The sequence below is a fragment of the Gordonia sputi NBRC 100414 genome (genome assembly GCF_000248055.1).
In the GTDB taxonomy this organism is placed as follows: Bacteria; Actinomycetota; Actinomycetes; order Mycobacteriales; family Mycobacteriaceae; genus Gordonia; species Gordonia sputi.
This window is the reverse complement of the sequence record NZ_BAFC01000022.1, coordinates 1-20,360: the sequence shown is the minus strand read 5'-3', so window position 1 is coordinate 20,360 and position 20,360 is coordinate 1. Positions and strand designations below refer to the sequence as shown.

The window sequence follows — 20,360 nt, the reverse complement described above, 5'->3', positions numbered from 1 at the left end:
CGCACCCGTGTGCGACATGTGTCACGCGGGACCGTCGCCAACCGTTCAGCTCGCCGGTTTCGCTGCACCCTGGTCGGACTCGCCGCCCTTGGGCTTCGGCTTGGCGTCGATGCCCGACTCCTTGCGCTGCGCGGCGGTGATCGGTGCGGGCGCGTCGGTGAGCGGATCGACGCCACCGCCCGACTTCGGGAAGGCGATGACCTCACGGATCGAACTCTCACCCGCGAGCAGTGCCGTGATGCGATCCCATCCGAATGCGATCCCGCCGTGCGGCGGCGCACCGTAGGCGAAGGCGTCGAGCAGGAAGCCGAACTTCTCCTGCGCCTCGTCGTGGTCGATACCCATGATCGCGAACACGCGTTCCTGGATGTCGCGACGATGGATACGGATCGACCCGCCGCCGATCTCGTTGCCGTTGCAGACGATGTCGTAGGCATAGGCCAGCGCGTTGCCCGGATCGGATTCGAGGCCGTCGAGCGACTCCGGCTTGGGCGAGGTGAACGCATGGTGCACCGCGGTCCACGCGCCCGAGCCAACGGCGACATCGCCCGACGCCGTCGCGTCGTCTGCCGGCTCGAACAGCGGAGCGTCGACGATCCAGGTGAACGCCCAGGCGGCGGTCGACGGGTCGACGGGCTCGCCCGGTGCCGGGATCAGTCCGAGGCGGACGGCGATCTCGCTGCGTGCGGCACCGAGCAGTGCGCGCTGCGCCTTGGCCGGGCCCGCCGCGAAGAAGACGCAGTCGCCGGGCTTGGCGCCGACATGTGCGGCAAGACCGTCCCGCTCGGCGTCGGAGAGGTTCTTGGCGACCGGACCACCGAGGGTCCCGTCCTCGCCGACGAGCACGTATGCCAGGCCCTTGGCGCCGCGCTGCTTGGCCCACTCCTGCCAGGCGTCGAGGGTACGACGCGGCTGCGACGCCCCGCCCTCCATGACCACCGCGCCGACGTAGGGCGCCTGGAACACGCGGAACGGCGTGTTGGCGAAGTACTCCGTGCACTCGACGAGCTCGATCCCGAAACGCAGATCCGGCTTGTCCGAACCGAACCGACGCATCGCGTCGGCGTAGGTCATCCGCGGGATCGGTGTGGAGACCTCGACGCCGATGAGCCGCCACAGCGCCACGAGGATCTCTTCGGCGAGCGCGATGACGTCGTCCTCGTCGACGAAGCTCATCTCGATGTCGAGCTGAGTGAACTCCGGCTGGCGGTCGGCGCGGAAATCTTCGTCCCGGTAGGCGCGAGCGATCTGGTAGTAGCGCTCCATACCGGCCACCATGAGGAGCTGTTTGAACAGCTGCGGACTCTGCGGCAGGGCGTAGAACGTTCCCGGCTGCAGCCGCGCGGGCACGAGGAAGTCGCGTGCACCCTCCGGCGTCGAGCGGGTCAGCGTCGGCGTCTCGATCTCAACGAAGTCGTGAGCGGCGAGCACACCGCGAGCGGCAGCATTCGCCTTCGAGCGCAGGCGGATTGCCGCAGCGGGCCCTTCGCGACGAAGATCGATGTAGCGGTAGCGCAGCCGCGCTTCCTCGCCGGGGCTCTCGTCGAGCTGGAACGGCAGCGGCGCCGACTCGTTGAGCACCTCGAGGTCGGTGGCGTTGATCTCGATCTCACCCGACGGCAGGTTCGGGTTCTCGCTGCCGGCGGGTCGTTCCTCGACGACGCCGGTGACCTTCACGACGTACTCCGCGCGCAGCCGGTGTGCCTTCTCGGCCACCGCCTCCTCGCGGAAGACGACCTGCACCAGCCCGGAGCTGTCACGCAGATCGATGAACACGACGCCGCCGTGGTCGCGTCGACGCGCAACCCACCCGGCGACTGTGACGGTCTGCGACGCGTCGGCGCGGCGCAGCGAACCGGCGAAATGCGTGCGGAGCACTGGAGTCCTTCCTGGTGGACGTATGAGCGAGGAAATCTCGCGCTCAATCCTACGGAGGGCGCGCCCGACGTCGCCGAGTGGTATCCCGCCCGCGTCGAACCCGCCGATCTGACACCACCCCGAGACGTGACCGTTGGGCGTGGTTCACCCGTATCCGGACGTCCTCGCCGGTAGCCTGACCTGCATGACGTTCCAAGGCAGCGGGGGGCTGGACAACAGCAACGTGTCCGGCGGCGGGGGTGGCGGCGGTTTCGGCGGTGGCGGAGGCGGCCGTATCGCGCTCGGCGGCGGTGCCGGACTGATCGTCACGCTGGTCGCACTGTTCCTCGGCATCAATCCCGGCCAGATCCTCGGATCGTCGTCGACGACCGGGGGTTCGACGAGCAACTCGGCGAGCCAGATCGACGAGCACCTCGCCCAGTGCACCATCGAGAAGGCCAATACCGACGACATCTGCCGCATCAAGGCCACCACCATCAGCATCAACCGGGTGTGGTCGGACCTGATGAAGGGCTACACGCCGCCGAAAACCGTCATCTTCAGCAACTCGGTCGACACCGGCTGCGGCACCGCCACCTCGGCGACCGGCCCGTTCTACTGCCCCGTCGACAAGACCGCCTACTTCGACCCGTCGTTCTTCGCAGAGCTCAAGCAGATGGGTGGCAGCGACGGTCCGCTGGCGCAGGAGTACGTCGTCGCCCACGAGTACGGCCACCACGTGCAGAACCTGACGGGCGCGCTGCAGAAGGGCCAGCAGCTCGGCTCCAAGGGACCCAAGTCGGGTTCGGTCCGCGCCGAATTGCAGGCGGACTGCTACGCGGGCGTGTGGGCGTATCACGCCGACAAGGGCACCGACGCGATGCTCGAACCGCTCACCACCGATCAGATCAACTCGGTCATCCAGACCGCCAAGGCGATCGGCGACGACACGATCCAGGGTGCAAACTCCAATCCCGAGGGCTGGACGCACGGCTCGGCCGATCAGCGAGTCCGCTGGTTCTCGACCGGATACAAGAACGGCGACCCACGCCAGTGCGACACGTTCTCCACCAATGATCTCTGAGAACACCGCGCGCATACCGACCCCCGTCGACGCGATCGCCGACGACCATCTGGCTCGTAGCGCCGCCCTCGACCCGATCCTCGCCACCGAGTACGGCCTCGCCGGCCACGACCGTCTGCTGACGGACTTCTCCCCCGACGCCGTCGACGAACGGGCAGCCCTGGTGCGCTCGACGCTGGCACGACTCGACGCCGCGTCACCCGCCGACCACGTCGACAGGGTCACCGTCGCCACGATGCGAGCCGGGCTGAATCGTGAACTCGCGCTCACCGACGCCGGTGAACTGACCGGTGAGTGCAACGTGATCGCCTCACCGCTGCAGGCGATTCGCGACATCTTCTACCTCATGCCCACCGACACCGCCGAACAGCGCGCCGACATGGTGGCGCGGATCAACGCGATCCCTGCGGCGATAGACAGCGTCATCGTCGGACTCGAGCACCGGCGCGACGTCGGACCCGCGCTCGCACGACGACAGGTCGAACTGGTTGCGGCACAAGCCGATGGGGCGCGCACGGCCATCGCGCAGAACACCACGCCGATCGCCTCCGACGACGCACTCTCCGTCGACCTGGCCTCCGCCCTCGACAGCGCCGGTGCCGCATTCGACGCTCTGGCCGCACTGTTGCGGTCGACGGTCCTCGACTCCGCCGACCCCGACGACGCCATCGGACGCGACCGGTACCTCCTCCGGCTGCCGTACTACCTCGGCACCGATGTCGATCCCGACGAGGCCTACGACTGGGCGCTTGATCGCCTCGACGCCATCACCGCCGAACAGCAGGCGATCGCCTCGGACCTGGTGCCCGGCGCGAGCGTCGCCGAGGCACTCGAATTCCTCGACGCCGCGCCGCAGTACCAGATCTTCGATCGCGCGTCGTTCCTCGCGTGGATGCAGCAGACCTCCGACGCGGCGGTCGACGGCCTCGCCGGCACACACTTCGACATTCCCGACCGACTCACCCGACTCGAATGTCGGCTGGCGCCGTCGTCGACCGGCATCATCTACTACACGCAGCCGAGCGCCGACCTCTCCCGCCCCGGGCGGATGTGGTGGGCGGTACCGCCGGAACAGACCGTCTTCCACACCTGGCAGGAGAAGACGACCGTCTACCACGAGGGCGTGCCGGGCCATCACCTGCAGCTCGGGGCCGCGATCGTCGATCCCGACCTCAACACCTGGCGCAAACTCGCGTCCTTCACCTCGGGACACGGTGAGGGCTGGGCGCTCTATGCCGAACGGTTGATGAGCGAGCTCGGTTGGCTCGACGACCCCGGCGACAGGATGGGCATGCTCGACTCGCAGCGCCTACGCGCGGCGCGGGTCGTCGTCGACATCGGTGTCCACTGCCGCAAGGCGGCACCCGCATCCGTCGGTGGTGGCACGTGGGATGCCGAGAAGGCGTGGCGGTTTCTCACCGCGTCGGTCGCGATGGATCGGGCGGTGCTGCGCTTCGAGCTCGACCGTTACCTCGGGTGGGCCGGACAGGCGCCGAGTTATGCGCTGGGACAACGTGTCTGGGAGCAGTGCCGGACGCAGGCGCTGACCCGACATCCCGGGTGGACGCTCAAGGACTTCCACACCAACGCCCTCGCGCTCGGCGGGGTGAGCCTCGACGTCCTGCGCGAGGAGATGACGCGCTAGCGCGCTCAGTCCGAGGTCGGTCCGTCGACAACCGGCCGCGCCAGCGCGGTACCCCACCGTTCCTCGATCCGTCCGAAGCGCCACACCACCAGCGACACGATCCAGGTGGCGACGAACAATCCGACGATCACGAAACCGAGCACGTTGAGGTCGATGCCGGAGACGTCGTCCCAGAATCTGCCCGTCCATCCGAACTCGTCGGCGAGCAGCCCGAGCACCTCGATGGTGCCGATCACGAGCGCGACCGCGATGGACAATCCCGTGATGATGAGGTTGTAGTACACCTTCCTCACCGGATTGGCGAGTGCCCACCCGTAGGCGAAGTTCATGAACGACCCGTCGATGCTGTCGAACAGACTCATACCGGCGGCGAAGATGACCGGCAGACACAGGATCGCGTACCAGGGCAGACCCGCCGCAGCACTCGATCCGGCCAGGATCAGTAGTGCCACCTCGGTCGCGGTGTCGAATCCGAGTCCGAAGAGCACGCCGATCGGATACATCTGCCACGGCTTGCTGACGACCTTCATCACGCGACCGAGAATGCGATTCATGAAGCCCCTGTTGTTGAGGTGCTCCTCGAGTTGCGCCTCGTCGTACACGCCTCGCCGCATGTCCCGGAAGACACGAAGGATCCCGAGCAGGACGACGATGTTGATCGCGGCGATCAGGTAGAGGAATCCGCCCGACACGCTCGTTCCGATCAGCCCCGTCACCTGATGCAACGTCGACGAGTCGTCCTCGACCGAGCCCGCGAGAGCCTTGATCCCGAACGCCAGCAGCACGGAGAGGCCGAAGACGACGCTCGAATGTCCGAGCGAGAACCAGAAGCCGACTGTCAGCGGCCGCTGACCCTCACCCATCAACTTGCGGGTCGTGTTGTCGATCGCCGAGATGTGGTCGGCGTCGAACGCGTGTCGCATCCCCAGCGTGTACGCCGTGAGTCCGATGCCGATCCCGAGCGTCTTCTGACCGACGGTGAAATGCTCCGGCGCCACCAGGAACACCAACGTCCCCCACCCGATCACGTGCAGCGCGGCGACGGCCGCGACCATTCCGCCGATGCTCGCCCACTCCCCACGTGAGAGGCGGGACGACAGCGATGACAGACGTCGCGAGGACCTGGCGGCGACGGTGACTGACGAACTCATGACACGACGATAGGACGATCACCGCTCATCTGAACATCTGCTCAGATCGAAACCCGTCGATCGGACCCACACACCTATCCGATCGGATAGTGCAGTGCCGCAACGGATTTCATGCCCGATACAGGGGCATTGCCGGATTGATGCGGTTCGCGCGGATCCCGGGATCGCACTCAGGCCAGCAGGCCGCGCACCTCGTCGACGACGCCTTCCAGCGACGTCTTGTGCTGCTCCCCGTTGGTCAGGTTCTTGACCTCGATGGTCCCCTCGGCGAGTTCACGGTCGCCGAGTACCAGCGCCAGCTTCGCGCCGGACCGATCCGCGGCCTTCATCGCGCCTTTGAGTCCGCGGTCGCCGTAGGCGAGGTCGACGCTGACGCCCGCAGCACGCAACTGCCCTGCGACACTGACCAATTCGGCTTTGGCGTCGGTGCCCAGTGGCACCCCGAACACCTGACACCGCGCGGCGTCGACGTGCGCGATGCCCTCGGCCTCGAGGGCCAGCATCGTACGGTCGACGCCGAGCCCGTAGCCGATACCCGAAAGGTCCTGCTTGCTGCCGAGCTGACGCATCAGGCCGTCGTAGCGACCGCCGCCACCGATACCCGACTGCGCGCCGAGTCCGTCGTGGACGAATTCGAACGTCGTCTTGGTGTAGTAGTCCAGGCCGCGGACCAGGCGGGGATTGATCACATACGGCACGCCGAGCTGGCGCAGATGCGACAGCACACTCTCGAAGTGGCCGCGCGCGTCGTCGGACAGATAGTCGAGCATGAGCGGTGCGTCGGCGGTGGCCTCGCGGATATCGGGCCGCTTGTCGTCGAGCACGCGCAGCGGATTGATCTGTGCGCGTTGACGTGTCGCCTCGTCGAGGTCGAGTCCGCTCAGGAACTCCTGCAGCGCGTCGCGGTATGCCGGGCGGCAGGAGTCGTCGCCGAGGGAGGTGATCTCCAGGCGGAATCCCGACAATCCGAGCCGTCGGTACCCCTCGTCGGCGATCGCGATGACCTCGGCGTCGAGCGCGGGGTCGTCGACGCCGATCGCCTCCACCCCGACCTGCTGCAATTGGCGGTAGCGGCCGGCCTGTGGGCGTTCGTAGCGGAAGAACGGACCCGCGTAGCAGAGCTTGACGGGGAGCTGTCCACGGTCGAGGCCGTGCTCGATGACCGCGCGGACAACTCCGGCGGTGCCTTCGGGACGAAGCGTGACCGACCGGCCGCCGCGGTCTTCGAAGGTGTACATCTCCTTGCTGACCACGTCGGTCGACTCGCCGACGCCCCTGGCGAAGAGGCCGGTGTCCTCGAAGATCGGCAGTTCGATGTGTCCGTAGCCGGCGCGCCGAGCGGCGTCGGTGAACGTGTCACGGACGCGGCGGAAATCAGCCGACGCGGGCGGGTAGTAGTCGGGGATGCCCTTCGGTGCGACGAAGTCGGCGCTCACAGTCTCCTGCTTCCCTTCTGTCGGCTCGACTCCCCCAATTCAGTGAGGAACGGGTTCGTCGCGCGTTCCTGCCCGATCGAGGTCTGCGGCCCGTGGCCGGGCAACACCTGGGTCTGGTCGGGCAACCCGAGGAGCTTCGACTCGATCGATTCGAGCAGTTGCCGGTGGTTGCCGCCGGGCAGATCGGTGCGTCCGATGGACCCCGCAAAGAGTACGTCACCGGAGAAGCAGACTCCGACACTGGTCTCCTGACCTGCATCGTCGAGGACCGGAACGTCGGTGCGCAACAGTACGGACCCCTGGGTGTGGCCGGGCGCGAGATCGACGTCGAACCGGATGCCCGCCACCTCGATCGGCTCACCGTCGACGAACTCGATGACCTTCTCCGGCTCGCGGAACGTCAACGGCCCGATCATCGCGCCGAGTGCGCTGCCGAGGCCGACCGCCGGGTCGGCGAGCATCGGGCGATCAGCCGGGTGGATATAGGCGGGAATCCCGTATGCGTCGCAGACATCAGCGGCGTTCCAGGTGTGATCGAGGTGGCCGTGGGTGAGCAGCACCGCAACCGGGGTCAGGTCGTGCTCGGCGAGAATCTCGGCGACCTTGCCCGCCGCTTCCTGCCCCGGGTCGACGACGACCGCCTCACCGCCCGGCTCGGGCGCCACGATGTAGCAGTTGGTCTGGAACATCCCGGCGGGGAATCCGGTGATCAGCATGTGCTCTCCTCGGCTTCGACATGACGCGGGCGCCGATGACGCGTCGCTCCTGACCCTCCATTCTGGCGCATGTCCGAACACCACTCGACGACACTCCGGCACACCTGCCTGGAGAACTCTCAGGGTGTCCTGGCACACTTGCGTGTCGATACAGCCGTGATTCATACGCGCCGTGTTTGATACGCACCGACAGACGTCTCAGGAGGGTTCACCAGCGTGACCACCAACGAGGAACGCCGCGAAGCCGCCAAGCGGAAGCTTGAGGACAGACTCGAACGCGAGCGCCAGGATCGCAAGCGTCGGCGGATCCTCATCGCGTCGATCTCGACAGTGGTGGTGGTAGCAGTCGTCGCCACCGCGACCACGCTCATCGTGAAGAAGGTCCTCGACGACCGCGAAGCCGCTCGATGGACGTCGTGTCAGTATCAGGATCAGCCCGACCGCCTCAAGCCGATCCCCACCGATCCGCCGCAGGGTGTGCCCGCTGAGCAGCACGACGAGTACCGCAAGTACGCGGCCGAGATGAACAAGATGATCAACGAGGGCATCCCGAAGAAGCGGACAGCCCCCAAGCCCGGTGACCGGCAACTGAAGTCCGGCGACGTCTCGGCGGTGTTCGACACGTCCCAGGGCGCGATTCCGATCACGCTGACCCGGGCGTCGGCACCGTGCAACACGGGCGCGATCATCTCGCTCATCAGCGACAAGTACTACAACGACACCCCGTGCCACCGCATGACCACGAGCGAGGCACTCAAGGTGCTGCAGTGTGGCGATCCCACCGGAACCGGTGCAGGCGGCCCGGGCTGGAGCAGCCCCGACGAGCCGCCGACCGATCTCAAGCCCGCAGGACAGGCGAACCAGATGACCGGACAGCAGTCGGTGATCTACCCCCGCGGCACCATCGCGATCGCCAACAGCAACCAGGGCGGCCAGAGCAGCAACACCGGCTCGAGCCAGTTCTTCCTCGTGATCTCCGACAGTCAGCTCCCGGCCGACTACTCGGTAGTCGGCAAGGTCGACCCCGAGGGCCTGAAGGTGCTCGACAAGGTCGCCGCAGGCGGCGTGACCGCCGGACCGTCGGGCGAGGCCAACGACGGCAAGCCCAAGCTTCCAGTGCAGATCACCACGGCCAAGATCACCGGCGGAGACCTGGACTAAACGCACACTGGGCGCCCGAGACCGTTGAGCGGGCGCGCAGCTACGCCGCGGAGGTCACGCGGTAGACGTCGTAGACGCCCTCGACGTTGCGCACGACGTTCAGAACGTGGCCGAGGTGTTTGGGGTCGCCCATCTCGAAGGTGAACTTGCTGACCGCGACGCGGTCGCGGCTCGTGGTCACCGACGCCGAGAGGATGTTCACCTTTTCGTCGGCGAGTACCTTGGTCACGTCCGACAGCAGCCGGTGACGGTCGAGGGCCTCCACCTGGATGGCGACCAGGAACACCGACTCGGCCGACGGCGCCCAGGTCACAGGGATGATTCGTTCGTCCTGGCGGCGCAGTTCACCCGCGTTGGTGCAGTCGGTGCGGTGGACGCTGACACCCCCGCCGCGCGTGATGAAGCCGAGGATGTCGTCGCCGGGAACCGGCGTACAACACTTCGCGAGCTTGATGAGGACGTTGTCGACACCCTCGATGACGACCCCGGCATCGCCGCCTGCCCTGGTCCGCGACGGCATCGTCGACAGTGTCGATCGCTCGGCGATCTCCTCTGCGGCGTCGTCGATGCCACCGAGGGACGAGACGAGCCGATTCACGACGTGCCGTGCGGACACATGGTTCTCGCCGACAGCCGTGTACAGCGCGCTGACGTCGGCGTAGCGCAGTTCCTTGGCGATCGCGGCCATCGACTCGGCGCTCATCAGACGCTGCAGTGGCAATCCGCCTCGTCGAACCTCTTTGGCGATCGCGTCCTTGCCGGTCTCCAGAGCCTCTTCACGACGCTCCTTGGCGAACCACTGGCGGATCTTGGCCTTCGCTCGGGGCGAGACGACGAAGTTCTGCCAGTCCTTGCTCGGCCCGGCGTTGGGAGCCTTCGACGTGAACACCTCGACGACTTCGCCGTTCTCGAGTTCGCGTTCGAGCGCGACGAGTCGGCCGTTGACGCGGGCACCGATACATCGGTGCCCCACCTCGGTGTGCACCGCGTAGGCGAAGTCGACGGGCGTCGAGCCCGCGGGCAGCGTGATCACGTCGCCCTTCGGCGTGAAGACGAAGATCTCCTTGACGGCGAGGTCGTAGCGCAGCGACTCGAGAAACTCGCCGGGGTCGGCGGCTTCTCGTTGCCAATCGAGGAGTTGACGCATCCACGCCATGTCGTCGATCTCGGCCGTATCGGTCTTGCGTCCCTTGCGATCCCGGTAGCCACCCTCCTTGTATCGCCAATGCGCGGCGATACCGAATTCGGCGGTGCGGTGCATGTCGTTGGTGCGGATCTGAATCTCGAGGGGCTTGCCCTCCGGCCCGATGACCGTGGTGTGCAACGACTGGTACACGCCGAACCTCGGCTGAGCGATGTAGTCCTTGAAACGTCCGGCCATCGGCTGCCACAGCGAATGCACGACGCCGACCGCCGCGTAGCAGTCACGCACGTCGTCGCACAGGATGCGCATGCCGACGAGATCGTGGATGTCGTCGAAGTCGCGACCCTTGACGATCATCTTCTGATAGATCGACCAGTAGTGCTTGGGCCTACCCTCGACCGTCGCGGTGATCTTGGCCGACGACAGCGCGTTGTTGATGTCGGCGCGCACACGGGCGAGATAGGTGTCGCGCGAGGGCGCGCGGTCGGCAACGAGCCGCACGATCTCCTCGTAGCGCTTGGGGTGCAGAATCGCGAAAGAGAGGTCTTCGAGTTCCCACTTGACCGTTGCCATGCCGAGCCGATGGGCAAGTGGCGCAATCACTTCCAGCGTTTCACGAGCCTTGCGCGCCTGCTTCTCCGGCGGGAGGAAGCGCATCGTGCGCATGTTGTGGAGGCGGTCGGCGACCTTGATGACGAGAACCCGCGGATCGCGTGCCATCGCGATGATCATCTTGCGGATCGTCTCGGCTTCGGCGGCGCTGCCGAGGGCCACCTTGTCGAGCTTGGTCACGCCGTCGACGAGATGGGCGACCTCGGCACCGAATTCACTCTCGAGCGCCTCGAGGGTGTAGCCGGTGTCCTCGACGGTGTCGTGCAACAGCGCGGCGACGAGCGTGGTGGTGTCCATCCCGAGATCGGCGAGAATCGTCGCGACCGCGAGCGGATGGGTGATGTACGGATCGCCCGACTTCCGGTTCTGACCACGATGGCGTTCGTCGGCGACGTCGTAGGCGTGCTGCAGAAGCGCGATGTCGGCCTTGGGATAGATCTCCCGATGCAGGGTGACCAGGGGTTCGAGCACCGGGCGCACCGAGCTGCGGGTCGCGGTCATCCGACGTGCGAGTCGAGCGCGAACGCGCCGCGACGCCGAGGCATGCGTGGTGTCGGCGGGAGCAGCGGGCTCGGTGGCCCCAGTGCCATCGGGCGCACTCACCGGGGCGGGAGCAGCGGGACGGGCCTGCTCTGCGGGGGCGGTCGGCGTGACCCGCTCACGAGCGACGGCCGCCTCGGTCTCGTTCGCCATGCTGCCTCCTTCTCGTGGTGCGTCTTCTCAGGACGTCAGGCCGCCGTACCGACACGCGGACGTCGACCGATGAGAACTGATCCCGGAAGATTTCAACACCGTATGTGACGAGTCTAATCCGGCGCCGACGCCGGGCGCGGCGTGCGCTGCGGACCGACCGGGCTCAGCGGTCGTCGGTGATCGCGTGCAGGCCCACTTCCGGCCCGAGTTCGGCAGCGATCTTCGCGCGCCCGCCGAGATCGGCGAGCTCCATGATCACCGCGACCCCGACAACCGAGGCACCCGCCAGACCCATGAGTTTCGACGCCGCGACAGCGGTTCCACCCGTTGCGAGGACGTCGTCGACGATCAGCACGCGCCGACCGGTGATGTCGATGCCGCTCGCCGGGATCTCCAGCCGAGCTGTGCCGTACTCGAGGTCGTAGTCGACGCCGTAGACCGGCGGGGGCAGTTTTCCGCCCTTACGGACCGCCAGGATGCCGACCTCCAGCTCTTGTGCGACGGCACCGCCGACCAAGAAGCCGCGCGCGTCGATTCCCGCCACGAGGTCGACGCCCGAACACCCGTGTGTCAGCGCCGTCACGATCGACGAGAATCCCTCCGTGTCGGCGAGGACCGGGGTCAGATCACGAAAGAGGATGCCCGGCTTCGGAAAGTCGGGAACCGTGCGTTGATGCTCGGCGATCGCCGCCCGGGCCCGGGGGACCGCCTCGCGCGTGACCTCGTCGGAACCGCCGGTCGCGCGCCCGCTGCTCACGCGCTCACTCACCGCTCACCCACCGATCCATGTTCCATCCCGTTCCATTGCGGCCGAGTCCGGCAACCACGTTGTCGACTCGATCATTCCATCGTCGAACCCGCGGAGCAGCGAACAACGGAATCGACGGGACATCCGACCACGCCGCGCCCTCGATCGTCCGGACAAGACTCAAGTGTTCGCTTCCGAGCGCGCCGACGCTGCGGGCGGCGATAGCGTCGGAGACTGCTTGATCGTCAAAGTCGTTGATGTCCAACGGATCTCCGTCGAACAGCTGATACGCGTCTCGGCTCGGATCGGCTGCGCCCGCCGCGGCGAACGACGTTCCGTTGACCACCAACACCGCGTCGGCGGTCTTTCCGAGGTCGCTGATACCGAACTGAGGCGACGACACGTCAGTGACCGAGATGCCGGCCGCGCGACAGGAGTCGGCGATCGCTGCGACCATCTGCCGTTGTCGGTCACCTGGCGCGAGGTAGCCGATGCGGACCCGGATGCCCGACTCCTCACCCGCTCCAGCAAGGAGTTCTCGCGACTTGGCGATGTTCGCACGCAGGTATCCCTGACCGAACTCGCCGTTGATCGCTGCCGCGAGGCGGTCCGCGGGCGCAAGCGTCCGGAGATTCCACAACTGCGCACCCTGGCCGAACGTGCGCGTCAGCGCATCCCGGGGTACACAACTGGCGAACGCCCGTCGAACGGCGACGTCGGCGAAGACCCCACGACGCGAGAGCACCACTTCTTCGACGCCCAGCGCCCGGCCGGGCGCGTCGGGGGCTTGCACCTGCCCCGCGGAGTTCTGGTCGCTGCGTTTGGCATCGCCGTCTGTCAGTCCTGCAGTCACGTCGGCGACGCTGTACGAGTTGCCAGTGATGAGGCGTGCCGCGTCGGACCTGCCATGCACGAGGATCCTCGACACCTTCGGTGCGTCTCCCCACCACTTCGGGTTGGGGACGAGCAGCACGCCTGCGTCGGTCACCTCGGAGATCTCGTAGGGACCCGACGACGGTACGTTGTCGGCATCGCCGCCCGCTCGCAGCTCGAACGCCGATGTCCAGGCCTTCGCGATCTTGCGGATCGCGGCCCGGTCGGACGACCTGATCGACGTCAGTACGTCGGCGACGCCCGCGACACGGCCGACCACCTGCGCGGGCATGAGGGTGCCCGCGCCGAACAGCGAAAGCCAGTCACGGTAGTCGCGACCGCGCTTGAAGGTCACTGTCGCCGACTTGGAGCCCGCATTGCAGTCGACGGCGTCGATGTCGCGGTACCCGGCGGTGGTCGCGGCCCCGAACTCCGGAAACCGTCCGCTCATCGCCGTCCACGCGAGGACCAGATCGTCGCAGTCGAGCGGCGTGCCGTCGGAGAACGCGGCGTCGGGCGTGAACTGGTAGGTCAGCGTCTGTACCGGACCCGCCTGCACGCTCACGGTGCCGATGTCACGGTCGGGCGTCACCTGACCCGACGCCCCGAGATAACTGAACCCGGGGAACACTCGGCCGGTCAGCATCAACGCGCCGTCGGCGTTGCCGGCGGCGGTGTTCGCGTTGGCCGTGCTCAGGCGCGCGTCGGTGAGGTAGTCGAGCGTCGGCGGTGGGTCGTCGCCGCACGCGGCGACCACCCCGACCATGACGAGGCCCGCCAACACCATCGCGAGCACTTTCGTGCTGCGCACTGAGGTCACGGCGCGCCTATCGGGAACGCCGACGCTTGCCGGTGGGAGCCTGCGGCTCCTCCCCCGCATCCTTTGCAGCGCGAGCACTCCGTGTGCTCGACGCCGCGCGACCACGAACCGGCCGGTCTGCCGCGCTGACGTCTTCACCGGCCTCGATCGCGTCGCGACGCGCCAGCACACGCGCGGTGTGCTTTTTGATGTCGGAACGACGTTCCTTGAGCGTGACGAGTAGCGGGGCCGCGAGGAAGATCGACGAGTAGGTACCGACGACGACGCCGACCAACTGGATCAGTGCGAGGTCCTTGAGCGTGCCGACACCGAGCAACCACACGGCGATCACCATCAGCGCGATGATCGGAAGCACGGAGATGACCGTCGTGTTGATCGACCGCATCAGGGTCTGGTTGATCGCGAGGTTGGCCTGCTCGGCGTACGTCCGACGCGTCGTCTGCAAGACCGACCGGGTGTTCTCACCGACCTTGTCGAACACGACGACGGTGTCGTAGATCGAGAAGCCCAGGATGGTGAGCAGACCGATCACCGTTGCCGGAGTGACCTCGAAACCGACGAGCGAATAGATGCCCGCCGTCACGACGATGTCGAACAACAGCGAGGCGAGTGCCGCAACCGACATCTCCCTGTCGAAGCGGATGGCGATGTAGACGAAGACGATCACGAGGAACACCGCAAGGGCGATGAGCATCTTCTCGGTGATCTCTTTGCCCCAGGTCGAACTCACCTCGGAGATGCTCACGTCGCGGTTGGTGAGTTCTGGCCCGAAGCGGTCGGTCAACGCCTGGGTGAGTGTCGACGCCTGCTGCACCGTCAGCGTCTCGGTACGCACCTGCACGGTCTGCGCAGCACCGGAACCCGCGGTCTGGACCGCTTCCGGCGCGCTGCCCAGCGCCTTGGTCGTGACGTCTTCGACGGATTGGCTCGTCACACCCTGTGTGACGGGGATGGAGACCTGTGTTCCGCCTTCGAACTCGATACCGAAGGAGAACCCTCGGATTGCGATGGAAGCGATGCAGATGACGACGATCGCCAAGCTCACCAGGTACCACATGCGCCTGCGTCCGACGATCTCGAATGCACCGGTGCCGGTATAGAGCCGCGACAGGAACGACCTGTTGGTGTCGGCGACGAAGTCGGCGTCGCTTCCGGCAGACGGAGTCGGCGCCGAGCCGTCGCGTGTGTCGTTGGTGGTTGTCATTTCGACGTTCCTTCTGCGACGGTCTGCTCGTTGTCGGTGCGTTCTGCGGCCGCCCGGTCTGTCCTGCTGGTGCGCTGGCGACGCTGTCGCGCCACCTCACTCACCGCGCCGAGGCCGTTGATCTTCGGCCGCGAGAGGAAGTCGCTCCTACTGGCCAGCACAACAAGCGGATGGGTGACGAGGAAGACCACGACGACGTCGATGATGGTTGTGAGACCCAACGTGAACGCGAACCCACGGACCTCTCCGATCGCGAGGATGTAGATCACGGCTGCGGCGATGAAGCTGACAGCATTGCCCGACCAGATGGTCCGGCGGGCGCTGGCCCAGCCACGCGGCACCGCCGACCGGAAACTTCGTCCCTCGCGCATCTCGTCCTTGATGCGTTCGAAGTAGACGACGAACGAGTCGGCCGTCATACCGATACCGATGATCAGACCCGCGATACCCGCGAGGTCGAGCGTGAATCCGATCCATCGGCCGAGCAACACGATGATGCCGTAGACCGCGGCGCCGGCGAGGATCAGCGAGAGGATCGTGAGGAAGCCGAGCGCACGGTAGTAGGCGAGGGCGTAGATGAAGACCGCGATCAGACCGATCAGGCCTGCGATCAGACCCGCACGCAACGATTGCAGACCCAGCGTTGCCGAGACCGTCTCAGCGTCGGACGTCTTGAACGAAAGCGGCAGCGAGCCGTACTTCAGCACATTGGCGAGGTCGCTGGCCTCTGTCTCGTTGAACGATCCGGTGATCTGTGTCTTGCCGCCGGAGATCTGCGAATTGATCGTCGCGGCCGACACGACACGGCTGTCGAGGACGAACGCGGTGGTGTTGCCGATGTTCTTGGCGGTGAACTCGCTCCAGGTCTGCGCCGCGTTCGGCTTGAAGTCGAGGTAGACCGTCCACGCACCCGTCTGCTGATCGGATCCCGAACTCGCAGAGCTGATATCGCGACCGTCGATGATCTGAGGCGCGAGCAGGTAGACCTGCTTGCCGTCCTCCGAACACGCCACGAGGTACTGATCGGAGATGTCGTTACCGAGAAGTGGATCGTTCGCGCCGGTCGAGCAGTCCATCTTGGACATGTAGGCCTTGAGCCCGTCGGTGTTGGCGCCCGCGGGAACCTGTCGCAGCTTGCGCTGCTCCTCGATTGCCTTGGCCGCCTGGTCGGCGGGCTGCTCGTCGGTCGGTTTCGCCGCGTCGTCCTTCTTCGGCTGCGGCGTGGCGGCCTGCACCTCGACGACGGGACGTACGAACAGGCGAGCGGTCTGGCCGAGCGTTTTGGCCTGGGCGCCATCTTGACCGGGAACCGTGATGATCAGATTGCTGCCGTTGACGACGACCTCTGACCCGGAGACGCCGAGGCCATTGACGCGCTGCTCGATGATCTGCTTGGCCTGATCGAGTTGTTCACGCGTTGGCGGATTGCCCGACTCCGTACGCGCAGTCAACGTAACTCGGGTGCCACCCTGCAGGTCGATGCCGAGCTTCGGCTCCGGTGATCCGCCACCGGTGAAGAAGATGAGCGCGTAGATCGCCGCAAGCAGCACGAAGAACAGGGTCAGCGGGCGCCAGGGCGGGATCTCACGCGCTGGCGACCGCCGCTTCTTCGCTGGCTTTGTGGTCGACGACCCTCGTGTCTTGGTCGACGATCCTCGTGTGTTGGTCGACGCCCGTTTGTTGGTCGACGTCTCTGTCGCCCGGCGAGGGGTGGTCACGTTGTACTCGATCTCCTTCAGCGCGCGTCAGATGGCCGCAGGCCACTGTACTGATAGGCCACACGGCCGCACGCCACTCTACTGATCAGCGCTGACGCGTTCACACACCCCCACCTGGCAGTGTGACGCGCCAGCAGTGCTGCACAGACCAGACGCGTTACTTGTCCGAATCGGAGCTGTTTCCGCCCTGATCCTTACGCAGGTTGATCTCTGTGTCGTCGGCGTCGCGGTCGTCGTCGCCACCCGAGAGGGAGTCGTAGCTCACGGTGCCGTCGATGGTCGAGAACTCGTCACCGTCTGCGGTGAGGGGTGCGCTCGGCGGGACGTAACCGGCGTAGGTCGCCGCGGCATCCTCGGTGGGTACGACCTTCATAATTGCCAGGCGATTCCAGCGCGTGACCACTCCGGTCGCGATCTCGACGTCGATGTAGTCCGCCGACGAGGCGTCGATGATGGTGCCGAACAGGCCCGAGGTGAGCTGGATGCGCGTGCCGGTCTGAATCGAATTCTGCATGTCCTGCTGCTCGGCAGCGCGCTTCTTCTGCTTGCGCATGGAGAAGAACATGAAGCCGGCGAGGAGCACGAGCAGAAGCGGAAAGAGCAGAGATTCCATGAGAGAGCGATCAGTCCTTCGTTGAATGTTGAGGTTGCACGCCGTAGCAGTGCACTCCCTCTAGTGTGCCATGCCGCGAATTCGGACATTTGGCTCACTACCTGGGTGCTCAGAGGTCGTCGAACAGCGATTCACCGTCGACGTCGCGCGGACGAACACCGAATGTCGCGTTCAGCGCACCCGCAGGCGGTGTCAATCCGAGGTGGTGCCACGCCGCGGCCGTCGCCACTCGACCGCGTGGAGTCCGCGCGATCATCCCCGCACGCACGAGAAAGGGTTCGCAGACCTCTTCGACGGTTGCGGGCTCTTCGCCGACGGCAACGGCCAGAGTCGACACACCCACCGGTCCACCGCCGAAAGCCCTGATCAGCGCATTGAGCACGGCGCGGTCGAGCCGGTCGAAGCCGAGTTCGTCGACGTCGTAGACGGCCAGCGCAGCCCGTGCGGTGTCGACAGTGACGGTTCCGTCACCGCGCACCTCCGCATAGTCGCGTACACGCCGCAGCAGCCGATTCGCGATACGCGGTGTCCCGCGTGACCGACTCGCGATCTCCGACGCCGCGTCGCCGCCGAGATCGATGCCGAGAATGCCCGCAGAACGGCGGAGGACTCGCACCAACTCGTCGGTCTCGTAGAACTCCATGTGGGCGGTGAACCCGAATCTGTCGCGCAGCGGGCCGGTCAGCGACCCCGACCGCGTGGTCGCTCCGACGAGCGTGAACGGTGCGACGTCGAGTGGAATCGACGTCGCGCCCGGCCCCTTGCCCACCACGACGTCGACTCGGAAGTCCTCCATGGCGAGATACAGCATCTCCTCTGCGGGGCGGGCGATTCGGTGAATCTCGTCTATGAAGAGCACGTCTCCCTCGACCAGATTCGACAGCATCGCCGCGAGATCGCCTGCCCTCTCGAGCGCCGGACCAGACGTGACCCTGATCGCGGCCCCCATCTCGGCGGCGATGATCATCGCCAACGACGTCTTGCCCAGCCCAGGAGGTCCGGACAACAGGATGTGGTCGGGTGTTCCTCCCCGACCACGCGCTCCGTGCAGAACGAGTTCGAGCTGTTCACACACCCGCGGTTGCCCGATGAAGTCGGCCAGTGAACGCGGACGCAGGCCCGCGTCGAGGTCGCCATCGGACCGCACGGGCGTCGCGTTGACCTCGCGCTCGATCGGCTCGTCGGAACTCATCACGACTTACCCAGCACCGCAAGGGATTTCCGCAAGGCGGCGGACGCGTCGGCATCAGGTGTCTCCGCGAGAATCGCGACGACGGCCTTCTCCGCGGGCGCCGCGGTGAAGCCGAGCCCGATGAGCGCCTCGATAACCTGAGCCCGCACTCCACCGCCGGTGACGCTTACGCCTACCGATCCGTCTACCGCCGGGCGGTCGACCTTGTCACGAAGCTCGACGACGAGCCGCTCGGCGACCCGCTTGCCGATCCCGGGGACGGAGGTGAGCGCTGTGACGTCGGAGTCGGCCAGAGCCCTGCGCAGCGCCTCGGGTTCGAGGACGGCCAGCGTGGCCATCGCGAGCCGCGGCCCGACACCGGTCACGGTCTGCAACAGCGCGAACAACGCTCTGGCGTCGGGCTCGGTGAACCCGTACAGGGTCATCGAGTCCTCGCGCACGATCATCGAGGTGAGCAGCGTCGACTCCTCACCCCGATGCATCCGCGACAACGTCGACGGCGTGGCGAGAACGCGGTATCCGACACCGGCGCAATCGATCACCACATGGTCGAGCGCGACGTCGACAACCGGCCCACGAACAGATGCGATCATGATCCGCTCCTCCCCTGTGCTGCGCTGGCGGCGCGCTCGCGCGCGGTATCGGCGGCGCGCTCGCGCGCGGTATCGGCGGCGCGCTCGCGCGCGGCGGCGATCTTCTCACGATGTCGGACGGCCGCGGCCTCGGCCTGCCGCTGCGCAGCCAGCATCCGCTCGGCCATCGGGCCTCGCCAACAGTGGCAGATCGCGAGAGCCAACGCGTCGGCGGCGTCGGCGGGGCGCGGCTTGGTCTGCATGCCGAGAATGCGGGTGACCATTGCGGTGACCTGCGCTTTGTCGGCACGTCCGCTGCCGGTCACCGCGGCTTTGACCTCAGATGGGGTGTGGAAGCGTACGGGTATCTCGCGCTGACCTGCGGCGAGCGCGATGACGCCACCTGCCTGCGCGGTGCCCATCGCCGTGGAGACCTGGTTCTGGGCGAACACCCGCTCGATCGCGACGACGTCGGGGTGGTGCGTGTCGAGCCAATGAGAGGCCGCGGTGTACACCGCGAGCAGTCGTCGTTCGAGGTCCATGTCGGTCGGTGTGCGGACAACGTCGACGTCGAGCGCAGTCACCTGGCGACCAGCACCCGACTCGACGAGGGCGATACCGCATCGCGTCAGCCCCGGGTCGACGCCCATCACTCGCACACGTACTCCTCGGATTGCAGCGAACAGTTGTTCGAGATATTACCGAGGGGGCCCGACAATGCGGGTGATCGACACGGCGTAAGAGTGGACTCGATGACGCGATTCGAACCGTTTACTCCGCAGGGCCTGGCGCAGCTGTGCATCGACCGCTGCGCCGACCTTCCCGGCATCGCCGTCGTCGGAGTCGACGGCGCGCCCGCCGCCACGCCAGAGATACTCGCCTCCGAGATCGTCGACGGTCTGCGAGCGCGCGGCCGAGCGGCGGCCGTTGTCCACACGTCGGACTATCTGCGCCCGGCATCGCTGCGGCTGGAGTACGGCAGATCCGATCCCGAGTCATACCGGGAGAACTGGTTCGACTTCGCCGCGATCGGCCGGGAGGTGATCGACGCCGTCCAGACGCATCGACGATGGCTGCCACGGTTATGGGACCCGGTGCGCGACAGATCATTTCGCGACGAA

The 20,360-nt window shown here is 66.5% G+C and carries 17 protein-coding genes; 4 read left to right on the top strand and 13 right to left on the bottom strand.

Features of this window, described 5'->3' with window-relative positions; genetic code table 11:
• Positions 1 to 45 precede the first annotated feature (45 nt).
• Positions 46 to 1,878, bottom strand: a complete 1,833-nt coding sequence (aspS, locus tag GOSPT_RS02525; RefSeq protein WP_005202638.1) for an aspartate--tRNA ligase — start codon at positions 1,876 to 1,878, stop codon at positions 46 to 48.
• Positions 1,879 to 2,062: 184 nt separating this feature from the next.
• On the opposite strand from aspS, the gene ypfJ reads away from it, so the two are divergent.
• Positions 2,063 to 2,941 carry a KPN_02809 family neutral zinc metallopeptidase gene (ypfJ, locus tag GOSPT_RS02520; protein ID WP_039854537.1) on the top strand — a complete coding sequence of 293 codons (879 nt, stop codon included), beginning with the start codon at positions 2,063 to 2,065 and terminating at the stop codon, positions 2,939 to 2,941.
• A complete protein-coding gene (locus GOSPT_RS02515) occupies positions 2,931 to 4,586 on the top strand; it encodes a DUF885 domain-containing protein (protein WP_005202634.1) in 1,656 nt (551 codons plus the stop codon). The genes ypfJ and GOSPT_RS02515 overlap by 11 nt, the downstream gene beginning before the upstream one ends.
• A 5-nt stretch (positions 4,587 to 4,591) precedes the next feature.
• On the opposite strand, the gene nicT is transcribed toward GOSPT_RS02515, so the two are convergent.
• From nicT to GOSPT_RS02500, 3 genes are all read right to left on the bottom strand, one after another.
• Positions 4,592 to 5,737: a Nickel transporter NicT gene (gene nicT / locus GOSPT_RS02510; RefSeq protein WP_039854476.1), complete on the bottom strand. Its 1,146-nt coding sequence runs from the start codon at positions 5,735 to 5,737 to the stop codon at positions 4,592 to 4,594.
• A gap of 170 nt (positions 5,738 to 5,907) precedes the next feature.
• Entirely contained in the window at positions 5,908 to 7,173 is a 1,266-nt protein-coding gene (hisS, locus tag GOSPT_RS02505; protein ID WP_005202630.1) for a histidine--tRNA ligase, read from the bottom strand.
• Complete coding sequence (locus GOSPT_RS02500; protein WP_005202628.1) at positions 7,170 to 7,889, bottom strand: MBL fold metallo-hydrolase; 720 nt, start codon at positions 7,887 to 7,889, stop codon at positions 7,170 to 7,172. The genes hisS and GOSPT_RS02500 overlap by 4 nt, the downstream gene beginning before the upstream one ends.
• A 216-nt stretch (positions 7,890 to 8,105) precedes the next feature.
• On the opposite strand from GOSPT_RS02500, the gene GOSPT_RS02495 reads away from it, so the two are divergent.
• Positions 8,106 to 9,050: a peptidylprolyl isomerase gene (locus GOSPT_RS02495; RefSeq protein ID WP_005202626.1), complete on the top strand. Its 945-nt coding sequence runs from the start codon at positions 8,106 to 8,108 to the stop codon at positions 9,048 to 9,050.
• Between the two features lie 40 nt (positions 9,051 to 9,090).
• On the opposite strand, the gene GOSPT_RS02490 is transcribed toward GOSPT_RS02495, so the two are convergent.
• The 9 genes from GOSPT_RS02490 to ruvC all read right to left on the bottom strand — a co-directional run bounded on the left by GOSPT_RS02490 (position 9,091) and on the right by ruvC (position 19,898).
• Positions 9,091 to 11,499, bottom strand: coding sequence for a RelA/SpoT family protein (locus tag GOSPT_RS02490; protein WP_005202624.1), 2,409 nt, complete (start codon positions 11,497 to 11,499; stop codon positions 9,091 to 9,093).
• Between the two features lie 163 nt (positions 11,500 to 11,662).
• Positions 11,663 to 12,256: an adenine phosphoribosyltransferase gene (locus tag GOSPT_RS02485; protein WP_039854534.1), complete on the bottom strand. Its 594-nt coding sequence runs from the start codon at positions 12,254 to 12,256 to the stop codon at positions 11,663 to 11,665.
• Positions 12,257 to 12,260: 4 nt separating this feature from the next.
• Positions 12,261 to 13,940, bottom strand: a complete 1,680-nt coding sequence (locus tag GOSPT_RS02480; RefSeq protein ID WP_141630784.1) for an ABC transporter substrate-binding protein — start codon at positions 13,938 to 13,940, stop codon at positions 12,261 to 12,263.
• Positions 13,941 to 13,947: 7 nt separating this feature from the next.
• Entirely contained in the window at positions 13,948 to 15,144 is a 1,197-nt protein-coding gene (gene secF / locus GOSPT_RS02475; RefSeq protein ID WP_005202617.1) for a protein translocase subunit SecF, read from the bottom strand.
• Positions 15,141 to 16,862: a protein translocase subunit SecD gene (gene secD, locus GOSPT_RS02470; protein ID WP_005202616.1), complete on the bottom strand. Its 1,722-nt coding sequence runs from the start codon at positions 16,860 to 16,862 to the stop codon at positions 15,141 to 15,143. The genes secF and secD overlap by 4 nt, the downstream gene beginning before the upstream one ends.
• A gap of 157 nt (positions 16,863 to 17,019) precedes the next feature.
• Positions 17,020 to 17,475, bottom strand: coding sequence for a preprotein translocase subunit YajC (yajC, locus tag GOSPT_RS02465; RefSeq protein ID WP_005202615.1), 456 nt, complete (start codon positions 17,473 to 17,475; stop codon positions 17,020 to 17,022).
• 109 nt (positions 17,476 to 17,584) lie between these two features.
• Positions 17,585 to 18,667 carry a Holliday junction branch migration DNA helicase RuvB gene (gene ruvB / locus GOSPT_RS02460; RefSeq protein ID WP_005202614.1) on the bottom strand — a complete coding sequence of 361 codons (1,083 nt, stop codon included), beginning with the start codon at positions 18,665 to 18,667 and terminating at the stop codon, positions 17,585 to 17,587.
• Positions 18,667 to 19,260, bottom strand: coding sequence for a Holliday junction branch migration protein RuvA (gene ruvA, locus GOSPT_RS02455; RefSeq protein ID WP_005202613.1), 594 nt, complete (start codon positions 19,258 to 19,260; stop codon positions 18,667 to 18,669). The genes ruvB and ruvA overlap by 1 nt, the downstream gene beginning before the upstream one ends.
• A complete protein-coding gene (gene ruvC, locus GOSPT_RS02450; RefSeq protein ID WP_005202612.1) occupies positions 19,257 to 19,898 on the bottom strand; it encodes a crossover junction endodeoxyribonuclease RuvC in 642 nt (213 codons plus the stop codon). The genes ruvA and ruvC overlap by 4 nt, the downstream gene beginning before the upstream one ends.
• A 93-nt stretch (positions 19,899 to 19,991) precedes the next feature.
• On the opposite strand from ruvC, the gene GOSPT_RS02445 reads away from it, so the two are divergent.
• The coding region (locus GOSPT_RS02445; protein WP_005202611.1) for a nucleoside/nucleotide kinase family protein at positions 19,992 to 20,360 on the top strand (369 nt) is incomplete at its 3' end.

Excerpts from the sequence above, each read along its gene's own strand:
- ypfJ (WP_039854537.1), top strand. The coding sequence starts at position 2,063 with ATGACGTTCCAAGGCAGCGGGGGGCTGGACAACAGCAACGTGTCCGGC.
- GOSPT_RS02515 (WP_005202634.1), top strand. The coding sequence starts at position 2,931 with ATGATCTCTGAGAACACCGCGCGCATACCGACCCCCGTCGACGCGATC.
- nicT (WP_039854476.1), bottom strand. The coding sequence starts at position 5,737 with ATGAGTTCGTCAGTCACCGTCGCCGCCAGGTCCTCGCGACGTCTGTCA.
- GOSPT_RS02500 (WP_005202628.1), bottom strand. The coding sequence starts at position 7,889 with ATGCTGATCACCGGATTCCCCGCCGGGATGTTCCAGACCAACTGCTAC.
- GOSPT_RS02490 (WP_005202624.1), bottom strand. The coding sequence starts at position 11,499 with ATGGCGAACGAGACCGAGGCGGCCGTCGCTCGTGAGCGGGTCACGCCG.
- secF (WP_005202617.1), bottom strand. The coding sequence starts at position 15,144 with ATGACAACCACCAACGACACACGCGACGGCTCGGCGCCGACTCCGTCT.
- yajC (WP_005202615.1), bottom strand. The coding sequence starts at position 17,475 with ATGGAATCTCTGCTCTTTCCGCTTCTGCTCGTGCTCCTCGCCGGCTTC.
- ruvB (WP_005202614.1), bottom strand. The coding sequence starts at position 18,667 with ATGAGTTCCGACGAGCCGATCGAGCGCGAGGTCAACGCGACGCCCGTG.
- ruvA (WP_005202613.1), bottom strand. The coding sequence starts at position 19,260 with ATGATCGCATCTGTTCGTGGGCCGGTTGTCGACGTCGCGCTCGACCAT.